This window comes from Gordonia sp. NPDC003425 (assembly GCF_053588635.1).
On sequence record NZ_JBSFQI010000001.1, the window covers coordinates 316,221 to 329,337 of the forward strand.

Annotated in this window: 10 protein-coding genes, 1 tRNA gene and 1 riboswitch; of the genes, 5 read left to right on the forward strand and 6 right to left on the reverse strand. The window is 66.4% G+C overall.

The genetic code is table 11. The features are described 5' to 3' along the window. Positions 1-26: 26 nt before the first annotated feature. Positions 27-118, reverse strand: a riboswitch (Fluoride riboswitch). A gap of 14 nt (positions 119-132) precedes the next feature. The 4 genes from ACWDTD_RS01625 to ACWDTD_RS01640 all read right to left on the reverse strand — a co-directional run bounded on the left by ACWDTD_RS01625 (position 133) and on the right by ACWDTD_RS01640 (position 3,311). Then, the gene (locus tag ACWDTD_RS01625) at positions 133-2,094 is read right to left on the reverse strand and encodes a propionyl-CoA synthetase (protein ID WP_449745303.1); all 1,962 of its coding nucleotides are present in this window, start codon (positions 2,092-2,094) and stop codon (positions 133-135) included. A 164-nt stretch (positions 2,095-2,258) separates the two neighbouring features. Then, positions 2,259-2,507 carry a DUF2630 family protein gene (locus ACWDTD_RS01630; protein ID WP_449745304.1) on the reverse strand — a complete coding sequence of 83 codons (249 nt, stop codon included), beginning with the start codon at positions 2,505-2,507 and terminating at the stop codon, positions 2,259-2,261. Positions 2,508-2,577: 70 nt separating this feature from the next. Then, positions 2,578-2,904 carry a histone-like nucleoid-structuring protein Lsr2 gene (locus tag ACWDTD_RS01635; RefSeq protein ID WP_449745305.1) on the reverse strand — a complete coding sequence of 109 codons (327 nt, stop codon included), beginning with the start codon at positions 2,902-2,904 and terminating at the stop codon, positions 2,578-2,580. A gap of 330 nt (positions 2,905-3,234) precedes the next feature. Further along, positions 3,235-3,311 (reverse strand) — tRNA-Met (locus tag ACWDTD_RS01640). A gap of 429 nt (positions 3,312-3,740) precedes the next feature. Here ACWDTD_RS01640 and ACWDTD_RS01645 point away from each other — a divergent pair. After that, positions 3,741-4,028: a hypothetical protein gene (locus ACWDTD_RS01645; protein ID WP_449745306.1), complete on the forward strand. Its 288-nt coding sequence runs from the start codon at positions 3,741-3,743 to the stop codon at positions 4,026-4,028. 39 nt (positions 4,029-4,067) lie between these two features. Here the strand turns inward: ACWDTD_RS01645 and ACWDTD_RS01650 are convergent, their stop codons facing one another. Next, positions 4,068-7,025, reverse strand: coding sequence for a UPF0182 family protein (locus ACWDTD_RS01650; RefSeq protein WP_449745307.1), 2,958 nt, complete (start codon positions 7,023-7,025; stop codon positions 4,068-4,070). A gap of 261 nt (positions 7,026-7,286) precedes the next feature. On the opposite strand from ACWDTD_RS01650, the gene ACWDTD_RS01655 reads away from it, so the two are divergent. Then, positions 7,287-7,895 carry a PPA1309 family protein gene (locus ACWDTD_RS01655; protein ID WP_449745481.1) on the forward strand — a complete coding sequence of 203 codons (609 nt, stop codon included), beginning with the start codon at positions 7,287-7,289 and terminating at the stop codon, positions 7,893-7,895. Between the two features lie 18 nt (positions 7,896-7,913). On the opposite strand, the gene ACWDTD_RS01660 is transcribed toward ACWDTD_RS01655, so the two are convergent. Next, positions 7,914-8,969: a YlbL family protein gene (locus ACWDTD_RS01660; RefSeq protein ID WP_449745308.1), complete on the reverse strand. Its 1,056-nt coding sequence runs from the start codon at positions 8,967-8,969 to the stop codon at positions 7,914-7,916. 115 nt (positions 8,970-9,084) lie between these two features. Between ACWDTD_RS01660 and ACWDTD_RS01665 the strand changes: the two genes are divergently transcribed. The 3 genes from ACWDTD_RS01665 to ACWDTD_RS01675 all read left to right on the forward strand — a co-directional run bounded on the left by ACWDTD_RS01665 (position 9,085) and on the right by ACWDTD_RS01675 (position 12,996). Further along, a complete protein-coding gene (locus ACWDTD_RS01665) occupies positions 9,085-10,620 on the forward strand; it encodes a zinc-dependent metalloprotease (protein ID WP_449745309.1) in 1,536 nt (511 codons plus the stop codon). Positions 10,621-10,704: 84 nt separating this feature from the next. Then, a complete protein-coding gene (locus ACWDTD_RS01670; protein WP_449745310.1) occupies positions 10,705-11,625 on the forward strand; it encodes a hypothetical protein in 921 nt (306 codons plus the stop codon). A gap of 54 nt (positions 11,626-11,679) precedes the next feature. Continuing rightward, positions 11,680-12,996: an ABC1 kinase family protein gene (locus tag ACWDTD_RS01675; protein ID WP_449745311.1), complete on the forward strand. Its 1,317-nt coding sequence runs from the start codon at positions 11,680-11,682 to the stop codon at positions 12,994-12,996. The last annotated feature ends 121 nt before the right edge of the window (positions 12,997-13,117 follow it).

The window sequence follows — 13,117 nt, forward strand, 5'->3', positions numbered from 1 at the left end:
GGGCCACGACTGAGTTCCTTCCGTCGATCGGAGCAGGAACCATCAGCCGTCCGGAACCGGGGCCCGTGGGCGGTTCGGGAGCCGAGACCCCCAGGCGAGATCCATCACCTCAGCCGATCGTAACGCGCGCCGTCACGACCCGTCGGACCGACCACCGATCTGACGGACCAGCGCGGTGAGCACATCGGGATCCTCGATGGTCGACGGCACCGCATACTCCTCGTGATCGGCGATCTGACGCATCGTCTTTCGCAAGATCTTGCCCGAGCGCGTCTTGGGCAGTGCAGGGACCACGGTCACGTCACGGAAGGTGGCCACCGCGCCGATCTCGTTGCGTACCAAGGCAACGAGTTCGGCGCGCAGGGCGTCGGGTTCGATGTCGACGCCGGCCTTGAGTACCACGTAGCCGCTGGGGCGCTGACCCTTCAGGTCGTCGTGGATGCCGATCACCGCGCACTCGGCCACCGCAGGATGCGAGGCCACCACGGCCTCGATGCTCCCGGTGGACAACCGGTGTCCGGCGACATTGATCACATCGTCGGAGCGGCCGAGAACGAACACGTACCCGTCCGAGTCGATGTAGCCCGAGTCGCCGGTGAGGTAATAGCCGGGAAACGCGGCGAGATACGAACTGCGGAAACGATCCTCGTCCTGCCACAGCCCGGCCAGGGTGCCCGGCGGCAACGGGAGTTCGATCACGATGTTGCCCTCGACGTCGGCGCCCACGTGGGTGCCCGACGCGTCGACGATGCCGACGCGGTAACCGGGCACCGGCACAGTGGGCGAACCGGCCTTGATCGGCATCGGTTCGAGTCCCCGCAGATTGGCCGCGATGGCCCACCCGGTCTCGGTCTGCCACCAGTGATCGATCACCGGGATGCCGAGCACCTCGCTGGCCCACTCGAACGTGTCGGGGTCGAGCCGCTCACCGGCCGCGAACAACGCACGCAGCGACGAGACGTCGAACTGGGCGAGCAGTGTGGCGTCCGGATCGGCCTTGCGGATGGCGCGAATCGCGGTGGGCGCGGTGAACAACGCGTTCACCCGATGCTCGGCGATGACACGCCAGAACGCCCCCGCATCCGGGGTGCCCACCGGTTTGCCCTCGTACATCACCGTGGTGGCCCCCACCAGCAGCGGGCCGTAGACGATGTACGAGTGGCCCACCACCCACCCCACATCCGAAGCCGTCCACCAGATGTCGCCCCGGGACTTGGCCCCGCTCGCTACGCTCCCGGCGGCCGGGCCGATGGCGTAGATGTTGCGCATCGACCAGGTGAGCGCCACCGCATGCCCGCCGTTGTCGCGGACCACACCCTTGGGTTTTCCGGTGGTGCCCGACGTGTAGAGGATGTAGAGGGGATCTGTCGCGGCCACCGGCACCGGCGGCACCGGCCGTGCGGTCTCCATCTCGGTATCCCAGTCCAGCCAGCGCACCGCCGACGTCGCGTCGGTGCCCGGTGCGGCGTGGTCGGCCGCGGACCCGGCGACCTGCGGACGATCCTTCACCACCACCGTTGCGGGAGGTTCCGCCGCGAGTTCGAGTGCCCGGGCAACCATCGGCAGGTACTCCACGGCGCGACCGGGCTCCAGGCCGCCCGACGCCGTGACCAATGCCACCGGCCGGGCATCGTCGATGCGCGTGGCCAGCTCCGGTGCCGCGAAGCCGCCGAACACCACCGAATGCACCGCACCGATCCGGGCGCAGGCCAGCATCGCGATTGCCGCCTCAGGAATCATCGGCATGTAGACGATCACCCGGTCGCCGTGCGACACACCCGCGCGGGCGAGCACATCGGCGAATCGGGACACCTCGTCGAGCAACTCGGCGTAGGTGTACTCGCGGATCTCCCCCACCATCGCCGAGTCCCAGATCAAGGCCACCCGATCGCCGTGTCCGGCGTCGACGTGCCGGTCGAGTGCGTTGTGGCAGGTGTTGAGCCGGCCGTCGGGAAACCACCGGTAGATCGGCGCATCGGAGTCGTCGAGCGCGATCGACGGCGGATGCGTCCACTCGACCTCTGCGGCCGCTTCCAGCCAGAACGACTCGCGCTCGTCGATGCTGCGGCGGAAGGTGTCGTCGTAAATCCCCATCGATGCGCCCTCGTATTTCGTCGTGACGCCTTCCTCACGAATGCGCCTGCGTGGTGTGGTTGACACTAGCGATGCGAGTACCCGAGCGGACCCGGTTCAGGGGGTCTGCGACGGACGGTCACCACAGCGCGACGAGCGGACGCGAAACGGGCGGGTGATGCGGCTCAGTCGAGGTACTTCTCCACCACGCCCGCCGGGCGCGTCGCAGCGTCATTGGGGTCGAGGCCCGCGTCGCGCTTGGCCTGTCGTTGGCGGAGCAGATCCCACGCCTGGTCCAGGGCGACCTCGATCTCGCCGAGGCGCTTGTGCTCCTCGTCGGGAGTGATCTCGCGGCGCTCGAGTTTCGCGCGCAGATCGTGTTCTTCACCGATCAGTGCGCTGATGCGGTCATGGATCGACTTGTCGGTGGCCATGCACTCCACGGTAGACCCCGCCGCCCGGGTGACGAACCCGACGAGCGAAGCGACGTCGGGGGTGGGCGAACTACTGCGCGTTCTCGAACGCGGAGACGATCTCCGCGGAGATGCGGCCCCGGTCACTGATCTCGTAACCGTTGTCCCTCGCCCACGCGCGGATGGCCTGGGTGTGGGGTTGAGCGCGTTTGGACGGTCGAGTACCCCGCTGCCGCGGCGCAGAAATACGAGATACCGCGACGTAGCGTTCCAGAGCGCGCTCGAATTCGCGGGCATGTGCCGGCGAGGTGTCGAATTCATACGATTTACCGTTGAGGCCAAATGCGACGGTAACGGCTTCGGTGAGTTCCTTGCCGTCGAGATCGTCGACATACTTCACCACGGTGTGCTTGGCCATACTGGTCCCCCTCAGAACCGCAGCACATGTCCCCCGTGGCCAGCGAAAACCCCGCACGATGTCGAAATCCCCCCGCGCGTGGCCCCACCGACAACGCATGCGCTGCACTTATTGTGAACGGAATTATCTCAACAAAATGCAAATCCGTCTAATCGAAAATTCGCGGCGTTTCGTGGTCGCTCGTGCGGCGATTGGCGTGCCTCTCGATCCCCCACCGGGTACGCCGCCGAGACGGGCCAGATCATCGCAGCTCAGCTGAGGGCTACCAGAAACGAGAAAAACTCCAACCGGACCCTTGGATATCGGGCACCGGTTGGAGTTCTCCAATAGTGGTAGCGGGGACAGGATTTGAACCTGCGACCTCTGGGTTATGAGCCCAGCGAGCTACCGAGCTGCTCCACCCCGCGTTGGTGAACACCACGTTACAGGGACGTTCGGCGCAGTTGCAAATCCATCACTTTCACAGCCCTGAGCTGCGCAGATGGCTCCGATCTGGACCGATTCCAAGCTGACGGTGACGCACCTCACGTCCGATCGGCCCGCCGTCGGCACCCACTACCGCCGTACGTCACCGGTCGTCGATCAATTGGATTCACAATCCTCCGACGCCGCCGTCCGCAATGAATCATCAGTCATTGTCACGTTATTGGTGTGCCATATCCGAAACCCCAGGTGGCACGACCGTGATGATTCCCGGTGCGAGGCGACAGCATTCCTGGCGCGATGAAGCGCACCGGTATTCATCCGGGTAGACCATGGAGAATCCAAAATCGTGTGATTTGCATCACAGTCGAGTTACACTACCTGCATCAAGGTCACGGATGAGGAGTCATGCCATGTCAGCCAAACACCATTCCCCTCACGAGAGTCACGGCAACCACCCGATGAGCGTCGTCGCGTTCCTGCTGATGCTCGGCGGGTTCGCTCTCGCCGCGCTCTGGCTGATATCGATGGCAACCGGCCACACTGCGCCTGCCGTCGTCTGCGGGCTGTTGATGGTCGGGGCCTTCGCCGGCGCCGTGGCGATCATGATGACGCTGACCCATCGGCACCACCACAGCCCGGTCCTGCCCGACAACACGCCCGCCGAGACGCGGCGCTACCTCGACCGTTACCGGGGCTGACGCATCTGAGCGACCCCGAGGGCCGCCGGCGCACCTCGATCAGTTCGACGCGGGCAGCGCCTCGTATTGCTGGACTGCCTTGTTCAGCCGGTCGAGTGCGTCACCGTAGGCCTTGAAGTCGCCCTTGCTCTGCGCGTCCTTCAACGCTTCGAGGGCGGCGCCGATCTCCTTCACCGCCGCGTCGCGCTGTGGCGACGACTGCTGATCACCGTTCTGCTCTGGTTGCACCGGTGGCGCCAACACGGGCTGCCCGTCGTCACCCACCGACGCCGGTCCACTCTCGGGTGCGGTGACCTCCGAGGGATTGATACCCACCTGGTTGAGGGCGTCGGCCACCGTCGCCGCGTAACCCACCCGGGCCTGGTTGGTGGCCGCGTTGTAGTACACCAGCACTCGATAGAGCTTGGGGATCGCGGAATCATCCGTCTTGGACTGCGTGTACATCGGCTCCACGTAGAGCACACCGTTCTGCCCCACCGGCAGCGTGAGCAGGTTGCCGTAGGTCACCTTGGTGGTGTCCTCCACCTGCTTGCGATCCGAGGCAACCGGGCCGGAGCTCTTCATGTTCTCCTGCGCCTGCTGCGGACCCACGGTCTGCTTGGTGGTGGGCAGCGTCTTCACGGTGATCTTGCCGTAGTCCTCCGGATCGGACGACGCCGTCATGTACGCGGCGAGGAATCGGCTGTTGAAGCCGTTCATCACCGTCGTCAACTGGAACTGCGACGCGGTACCACCCGGTGCCGCGGCGGTGAAGTAGTACGGCGGCTGGCTCAGCCCCTGCTGCGTCGCGTCGTCCTTGGTCGGGTCGCTCGGAATCGACCAGAAATCGTTGCTACGGAAGAACGTTCCCGGATCGGAAACGTGGTACCGCGAGAGCAGGGTGCGCTGGATCTTGAACAGATCCTCGGGATAGCGCACGTGCGACTTCAGGTCGGACTGCCGCTCGAACTCGGCGTGCGACTTGACCGTTCCGGGGAACACCTTCATCCACGTCTTGAGTACGGGATCGGACTCATCGAACTGATAGAGCTCGACCTTGCCGGTGTACGCGTCGACAGTGGCCTTCACCGAGTTGCGGACGTAGGACACCTGCTTGTTGACCTGACTGCGGCCGGTCTGCCCGCGATTGAGGTCCTGCGCATCAGATGTGGCGTCCTGCAACGACATCCGCTGCGCGTACGGGTAGGTCGCCAGGGTGGTGTACCCGTCGACGATCCACTTGATCGAGCCGTCGGCCATCACCGCCGGATATGTCTTGGAATCCACCGTCAGCCAGGGCGCCACCTTCTTCACGCGGTCGCGGGGGTCGCGGTTGTAGATGATCCGCGAGTTCGGGTTGATGGCGTTCGACAGGAGGATGTTGCGCTCGGTGTACTTGATCGAATACAGCACCCTGTTGAACCAGTTGCCCAGGGAGACACCCGAATCGGCGTCGTAGGTGTAGTTCTTGCCGTCCAGGTCGTACTCGCGGTCTCCGTCCACCGAACCCACGATCGCGTAGTCCGGATCGACCTTGGCGATCATCTCGCCGAAGTAGATGCGAGGCTGGGTCACCCTGATCGGGGCATTCGCCTTGTACTCGGGCGTCTGGTAGTTCTCCAGGTCGCTCACCGCGAACACCGGCAGGCCACCGCGATCGCTCTCGGCATCCGACGACGCCTCGTCGACGGTGTTGGCCTGCGCGGCGATGAACCCGTTGCCGTGTGTGAACACGGTGTGCTTGTTGATCCAGTTCTGCTGGTTCGCATCGAACTTGCTCGGATCGATCTCGCGTGCGGCGACGATGAAGTCGCGCTGCTGCCCGTCGACGGTGTACCGGTCCACGGCCAGCTGCGTCGGGAATCCATAGAAGTTCTTGAGCTTCTGACGCTGGGTGAACGCGGGCTCGATCACGTTGGGATCAAGAATGCGGATGTTCGACAGCGTCGCCGCATCGTTGTTCACCGCCACCGGATCGGCCGGCTGCTGGGTCCAGTTGCGTTCATAGACCACGTCTTTGCCGTCGACGATGCCGTAGGCGCGCGACGTGGCGTCCATGTTGCGCTGGATGTATTCCAGCTCCTTCTGCGCGGCGTTGGGCTTCACCGAGAACTGCTCCATGCCCAGCGGCCAGAAGATGCCCATCACCAGCGCGGTGAACAGCATGAGCACGGTGGCCAGTGCCGGGATACGCAGATCACGCAGCACCGCGCCCGCGAAGAAGGCCACGGCGCAGATGATCGCGACCACCATCAGAATCAATTTGGACGGCAGCACCGCATTGATGTCGGTGTAACTCGCGCCGGTGAAGATCTCCTGTTTGCGCTGACTCGACAGCAGCGAATAGCGGTCGAACCAGTACGACACGGCTTTGAGCAGAAGAAACGTACCGGCGAGCACGGCGAGCTGGATGCGGGCCGAATTGGTGATGGTGTTGCCGCCGCCGCCGAGACGGATGCCGCCGAACAGGTAGTGGGTGACGAGGTTCGCGAAAAACGCGATCACCACGATGACGAACAGCAGATTGAGCAGGAATCGATAGAACGGCAGGTCGAAGGCGTAGAAGCCGACGTCGAGACCGAACTGCGGGTCGCGCTGGCCGAAGTCGGTGCTGTGCAGGAATGTCTGCACCGTGGCCCACGATCCCTGGGCGACGAGGGCGAAGATCAGACCGATGATGATCGGGGGAACCAAGGCGTACCAGCGCAGATGCCCCATGATCGAGGCGCGGTAGCGGGCCAGCGGATCGTTGGGTCCGCTGGCGGGCACGAACACCGGGCGCGACCGGTAGGCCAGCGCGATGGCACCGAAGATGATGAGGCCGGTGACGATTCCGGCGATGACGAACAGCACCACCCGGGTCCACATGATGGTCGAGAACACCCGGGTGTAGCCCAGGTCGGAGAACCACAGCCAGTCGGTGATGATGCCGACCAGCCGGGGCCCCACCAACAGCAGCACCAGCACCGCGACGCCCACACCGATGGCGATCTTGCTCCTGCGCGACAGTGTCGGCATGCCAGCCGGCCCGCGAACGCCCACCTATCCACTCTCCAAAACGCTCATTCCGGGCATGCCCGGTCGGATCACACCTGCTTCGAGGCGCGACAGTGGCCACCACTCTACTGGCAGCCGCTCGGAGACCTCGCCGCGCCGTGAACCTCGCGCCACGTCCGTAAACCTCGCGCTACGCCCGTGCAACTCTGACGCACTCACAACGCCGACGACGAGCGGTCGGTTCCCGGCGTGGGGTGAGCGCAGCACCAACCGGCGGGCATGATGGGGTCGGTGACCGACTCCCACACCGACGTACCCCTGGGCAGCGATGATCTCGGCAGGGCGTTGCGCGACATCCTCGACTACGCCGATCCGCTCGGCTGGAATCGGCCGCCGGAGTTGTTCGCGCTGGTGCCCACGGCCTTTCTCACCGCCGAGCACCCCGAACTGGTCGATCCCGACGACGAGTCGGCGCTGAGCCCCATCGCGCAGGAGCCGCTCGACGTGGCCGGCGGGGATGAGCCGTACGCGCAGTTGGAGGAGGTCCTGGCGACCACGTCCTGGCCGCCGGTGGTCGCCGGCGCCGCACTGGTGCTCGAGATCGTGGTGCTTCCTCCCGACGCCGAATCCGACCTGGACTCGGCGTTCGAGCCGCTGCTCGGCGATCCCGCTGCCGCCGAGTCGGCCGCCCGCACCGCTGCCCGGGCACATCCGGAAAGCCGCGTCGCACGTGTCGCCGTCGGCGCGTTGCGCGCTGGACCGCGCATGGCGCTGATGCGGTTGCAACCCGACTCCACCGAGGACGATGCGGCGCCGATGAAGGTACTCACCCATCCGCAACTCGCCGCCACCCTGCAGGAGGCGGTCGCCGCGACCCTCGACGGCGACTGACAGCCCGCGCCGGGTTGGTCAGCAGTGGGGGGCCGAACGCCCGGCGGTCACGTCGTCGAGTGCGGACACCGCCGAGTTGATCGTGTCGACCTTGACCAGTTGCAGGCCGTCGGGGGCGTCGGACGTGGCCTCGGCACAGTTGGCCGCCGGCACCAGGAACACCGTCGCACCCGCGTCGCGCGCCGCACGTGTCTTGTGGGTGATGCCGCCGATCGGTCCCACCTCACCGTCGTCGGCGATGGTGCCGGTTCCGGCGATGAACTTGCCGCGGGTCAGTTCACCGGTGCTGAGCCGGTCCACCACCGCGAGTGAGAGCATCAGTCCGGCGGACGGACCGCCGATGTCGCCCACGTTGTAGCTGATCCGCAGCGAGGGGTCGGCGTTGACCACCTCCGGCGTCACACCGACGTAGGCGACGTTCTTGTCGTCGGGTCGGGCACCCGCGGTGACCGTGACCGACTGCGGCCCGCCATCCCTGATGATCTCCATCGGGATCTCCGCGCCGGGCTTCTGCTTGCGGACGGCCTCTTGCATCTGTTCGGAAGTCGACACCTCGGTGCCGGCCACCCGCAGCAGCTGATCGCCGGGTCGCAGCACCTTCGCCGACGGCCCGTCGTCGGCCACCGACTCCACCACCAGCTTGGTGGGACGGTTCAGGTAGCGCAGCGCGGCGGCCGTCGCCGTGCTCTCCGACCCCGACATCTCCTGCTGATTCTGTTCGCGGACCTGCTCGGTGGTCTGATCCGGCGGGAACAGCTGCTCGCGCGGCTGCACGGTGTAGGTACCCGACATCCAGTACCGCAGCGTCTCGAACAGTGTGAGGCCGTCGTTGACCGACACGGTGGTCAGATTCAGGTTGCCGGTGGTGGGATCGGTGGTCGCGCCCTGGATGTCGACGACCGGTTTGCCGTCGAGGGTGCCGAGGGTGTTCACCGTGGGACCCGGTCCCAGCGCCACGTAGGGCACCTGGACGGTGGTGCCGAGCACAATGAGCGTGAGAAGCAGCAGTGTGGTGACGGCGATGGTCGCGATGCGACGGAAATGGGGCTGCGCCGTCCATGCGTGCCCTGTCATTCCGACCACCATAATCGACGTGGGCGACGATGCCGCCACACCTGGTTGAGCGCGCTACGCTCAAGGCGAACGTCGACGCGCCGTCGCGCCGACATCTGGGCGGTACCGTGGAGTCATGACTGATTTGCCCTTCGGTTTCTCACCGTCCCCCGGCGGCGACGACGGTGACGACCGTGACAAGAAGCGCGGTGGCTCGGGCGGCGAGAACCCCGGCGGCGGCGGTGCCGGCGATCAGAATCCCTTCGGCTTCGCGCTCGGCGGTGAGGGTTTCGACCCCGCGTCGTTCGACCCTGCCGCGCTGGGCCAGATGTTCACCCAACTCGGCAGCATGTTCAGCGGCATGGGTTCGGGTGGGTCGTTCGGCTTCGGCGGTGGCGGCGCTGCGGCCGGGCCGGTCAACTACGAACTCGCCGCCAATCTGGCACGTCAGCAGATCGGCAACTTCACCCCGGTGCTCGAGAAGGAGAACAACGCCGTCGCCGACGCCGTCCGGCTGGCCGAGGTGTGGCTCGACGAGGCCACGACGCTGCCGTCGGGGGTCCGCAAGGCCGTCGCCTGGACCCCGGTGCAATGGCTCGAGCAGACCATGCCCACCTGGAAGGGTCTGTGCAACCCGGTGGCGCAACAGCTTTCGCGCACCTGGGAGAGCAGTCTGCCGGCCGAGGCGGCGCAGTTCGCCGGGCCGATGATGGGCATGCTCACCCAGATGAGCGGGATGGCGTTCGGCACCCAGTTGGGTCAGGGACTCGGTCAGCTCGCCAAGGAGGTCCTCACCTCCACCGACATCGGACTGCCACTCGCCCCCGAGGGAGAGGCGGTGCTGTTGCCCGAGGCCATCGCCACCTTCGCCGACGGGCTCGAACAGCCGGCACAGGAGATCGTCGTCTTTCTCGCCGCCCGCGAGGCCGCCCACGTGCGCCTGTTCACCCACGTGCCGTGGCTGCGTCAGCGGCTGCTGTCCACGGTGGAGGAGTACGCGCGCGGAATCTCCATCGACTTCTCCGGTATCACCGACCTCACCAGCGGTATCGATCCGGCCCAGTTGTTCTCCGACCCGTCGAAACTCGAGGAACTGATGAGTTCGTCGGCGTCGTTCGAGCCGACCACCACCCCGGAGCAGAAGGCTGCCCTCAACCGGCTGGAGACGCTGCTCGCGCTGATCGAGGGGTGGGTGGAACAGGTGGTCTCCCAAGCTCTTTCCGATCGGATTCCGAGCACCCCGGCGCTCACCGAGACGATGCGCCGCCGACGCGCATCCGGCGGTCCGGCCGAGCAGACCTTTGCCACCCTCGTCGGGCTCGAATTGCGCCCGCGCAAGGTCCGCGAGGCCTCGGCGCTGTGGCGCTCGCTGCTCGAGGCGGGCGACGTGGCCACCCGAGACGGAGTGTGGGCACACCCCGATCTGATGCCCGACGGCGAGGATCTCGATCAGCCGGCCGGTTTCATCGACCGGGTGATCGGCGGCGACGTCAGCACATTCGACGATCCGATCGCCGAACTCGAACAAACCCTCGCCGACGAGCGGGCGGCGCGCTCGGACACACCGGCGCCCGACACCTCCGACACCTCCGAGAGCGCCACCGATGACGGCGCGCAACCCGAGTCCGACCGCGGAAGCGACGACGACTCGGGCGGCGACCCCAAGCAGTAGTCACCCCACCGGGTATCTGCCGTCATCTGTGGATAACTCACGGCGGCAGCCCAATCCGGGCCGACGGCCTGGCAGAGTGTGCCCATGGCACAGCCTGGGCACCCACCGCGTGGTTCGTCGCCGACCAGCAGACCCACCGGCACCTTGCCCGTCCTCGCACCGGGCACGATGGTGTTGCTGCGGCCGGGCAACCGCATCCAGCTCGGCACCGACCCCGAACATGCGCTCGTCATCGAACTCGACCCTGAGGTGTCGGCCCGTCGTGTCGCCGGTCTGCTCGACTCACTGACGCAACCGCGCCACCGCCGTGAGGTGAGCGCCGAACTGGCGTCCGTCGGCCTCACCTGGCCCGAACTGGACGTGCTGCTCGCTCAGCTCGTCGTCCTGGGACGGGCACGCACCACCGGCCGGGCGGATCGCACCGATGCCGCCCGCCTCAGACGCATCCGGGTACACGGTCCCGGACCGCTGGCCCAGCAGGTCTCCGGGTCGCTGGCCGACGCCGGATTCGTCGTCACGCGCTCGGCGCAACGTCCGGCACAGCACAGCGTCGGACGCTCGGCCGATCTGGTGATCCTCACCGACTACCTGGTGCACGACCCGATGGTGGTGACGGGGCTGCACGCGTCGGGCACCCCGCACCTACAGGTGCGGATGCGCGATGGCGTCGGAGTCCTGGGACCACTGGTGCTGCCTGGTCTCACCAGCTGCCTGGGCTGCGTCGACCTCCATCGCGCCGACACCGACCCCGCGTGGCCGGTGGTGGCGGCCCAGCTCGTGCGGGTGAGCGGGCACGGCAGTGCGGCGGCTGTGCGGGCGACCGCCGCACTCGTCCACGAGAACGTCGAGCAACTCGCCATCGCCATCCGAACGGCCGACTCCGCGGCCACTCCCCTCCTCGTCGACCACACCGTCGAACTGCACACCTCCACCCTGCGCATCGTCGTCAAACGGTGGTCACCGCATCCGCTGTGCAGGTGTCGGTCTCAGCCGATCGCGAGCTGAACGCTCACCGGGAGCACAGCTACGGTCATCTATCCTGTACGAGGAAAGGACGTTATGACCGACATCACGCGTGGGCAGCACCGACGCAACGCTCGGCTCGCGTCACTACCGATCGGCATGGCGGGGCGCGCAGCCGCGGGCATCGGCAAACGCATGGTCGGCAAGGACAAGGACGAGATCAACCAGGACTTGATGGAGAAGGCCGCCGAGCAGCTCTTCTCGGTCCTCGGTGAACTCAAGGGCGGCGCGATGAAGGTCGGCCAGGCCATGTCGATCATGGAGGCCGCCATCCCCGACGAGTTCGGCGAGCCGTTCCGTGAGGCGCTCACCAAACTCCAGGCCGAGGCGCCGCCGTTGCCCGCCGATCGGGTGCACAAGGTGCTCGATCAGCAGCTCGGCACCCGGTGGCGTGAGCGTTTCCGCGAGTTCTCCGACACGCCTGCCGCCTCGGCGAGCATCGGCCAGGTACACAAGGGCATCTGGGCCGACGGCCGCGAGGTCGCGGTCAAGGTGCAGTACCCCGGAGCCGACCAGGCCCTCAAGGCGGACCTCAAGACGTTGTCGCGGATGTCGGGGATGATCCAGAAGCTTTCCCCCGGTACCGACGTGAAGTCGATGATGGACGAACTCATCGACCGCACCGAGGCCGAGCTTGACTACCTGGGTGAGGCCGACAACCAGCGCGCATTCGCCAAAGCCTTCGACGGCGACCCCGACTTCGTGGTTCCCAAGGTGGTGGCCAGCGCCCCGAAGGTGGTGGTGTCGGAATGGCTCGACGGCACACCGTTGTCGAGGATCATCACCTCCGGCGATCAAGCGACCCGCAACGAGGCCGCCGCGCGGATGGCGACCTTCGAGGTCTCCTCGCCGTTCCGCGTGGGTCTGCTGCACGGCGACCCGCATCCCGGCAACTTCTTCATCACCGACGACGGTCGCTTCGGGGTGCTCGACTTCGGTGCCGTCGGCCACTACCCGAACGGTCTGCCACCGGAGACCGGTCCGATCCTGCGGCTCGCGCGTGACAAGGAGTACGACGAACTCAAGGAACGCATGATCGACGCGGGATTCATCCTGCGTTCTCGTGCCGATCGGGTCACCCCGGCCGATATCGAGGCCTACCTCAAGCCGTACGTCGATCCGCTGTACACCGAGTCGTTCCATTTCAGCCGCAAGTGGCTGCAACGGGCAGCCGGGCACGCCACCGATGTGCGGGGCGATGTGTACAAGACGTCCCGAAACCTCAACGTGCCCAAGCAGTATGTGATGGTGTTCCGGGTCCTGGCCGGATGCGTGGGCATCGCCAGCCAGCTCGACGCGGAGGCCCCCTACCGGGCGATCATGGAGAAGTGGGTGCCGGGGCTGGCCGACTGAGTGTCGCGAGACCGCGCGGGTCGTCGAATCTGCGGGCGGCAGCAGCGGCGGCGGCGTCCCACAATCCGCGGGGTGAACTGTCCGGCGCATTGGCCGGAAAACCCTTCACAGGAGGGTTTTC

What these genes read in the sequence shown, in the direction of transcription:
- ACWDTD_RS01625 (WP_449745303.1), bottom strand. Translation starts at nt 2,094, where the DNA reads ATGGGGATTTACGACGACACCTTCCGCCGCAGCATCGACGAGCGCGAG.
- ACWDTD_RS01630 (WP_449745304.1), bottom strand. Translation starts at nt 2,507, where the DNA reads ATGGCCACCGACAAGTCGATCCATGACCGCATCAGCGCACTGATCGGT.
- ACWDTD_RS01635 (WP_449745305.1), bottom strand. Translation starts at nt 2,904, where the DNA reads ATGGCCAAGCACACCGTGGTGAAGTATGTCGACGATCTCGACGGCAAG.
- ACWDTD_RS01645 (WP_449745306.1), top strand. Translation starts at nt 3,741, where the DNA reads ATGTCAGCCAAACACCATTCCCCTCACGAGAGTCACGGCAACCACCCG.
- ACWDTD_RS01650 (WP_449745307.1), bottom strand. Translation starts at nt 7,025, where the DNA reads ATGCCGACACTGTCGCGCAGGAGCAAGATCGCCATCGGTGTGGGCGTC.
- ACWDTD_RS01655 (WP_449745481.1), top strand. Translation starts at nt 7,287, where the DNA reads ATGGGGTCGGTGACCGACTCCCACACCGACGTACCCCTGGGCAGCGAT.
- ACWDTD_RS01660 (WP_449745308.1), bottom strand. Translation starts at nt 8,969, where the DNA reads ATGACAGGGCACGCATGGACGGCGCAGCCCCATTTCCGTCGCATCGCG.
- ACWDTD_RS01665 (WP_449745309.1), top strand. Translation starts at nt 9,085, where the DNA reads ATGACTGATTTGCCCTTCGGTTTCTCACCGTCCCCCGGCGGCGACGAC.
- ACWDTD_RS01670 (WP_449745310.1), top strand. Translation starts at nt 10,705, where the DNA reads ATGGCACAGCCTGGGCACCCACCGCGTGGTTCGTCGCCGACCAGCAGA.
- ACWDTD_RS01675 (WP_449745311.1), top strand. Translation starts at nt 11,680, where the DNA reads ATGACCGACATCACGCGTGGGCAGCACCGACGCAACGCTCGGCTCGCG.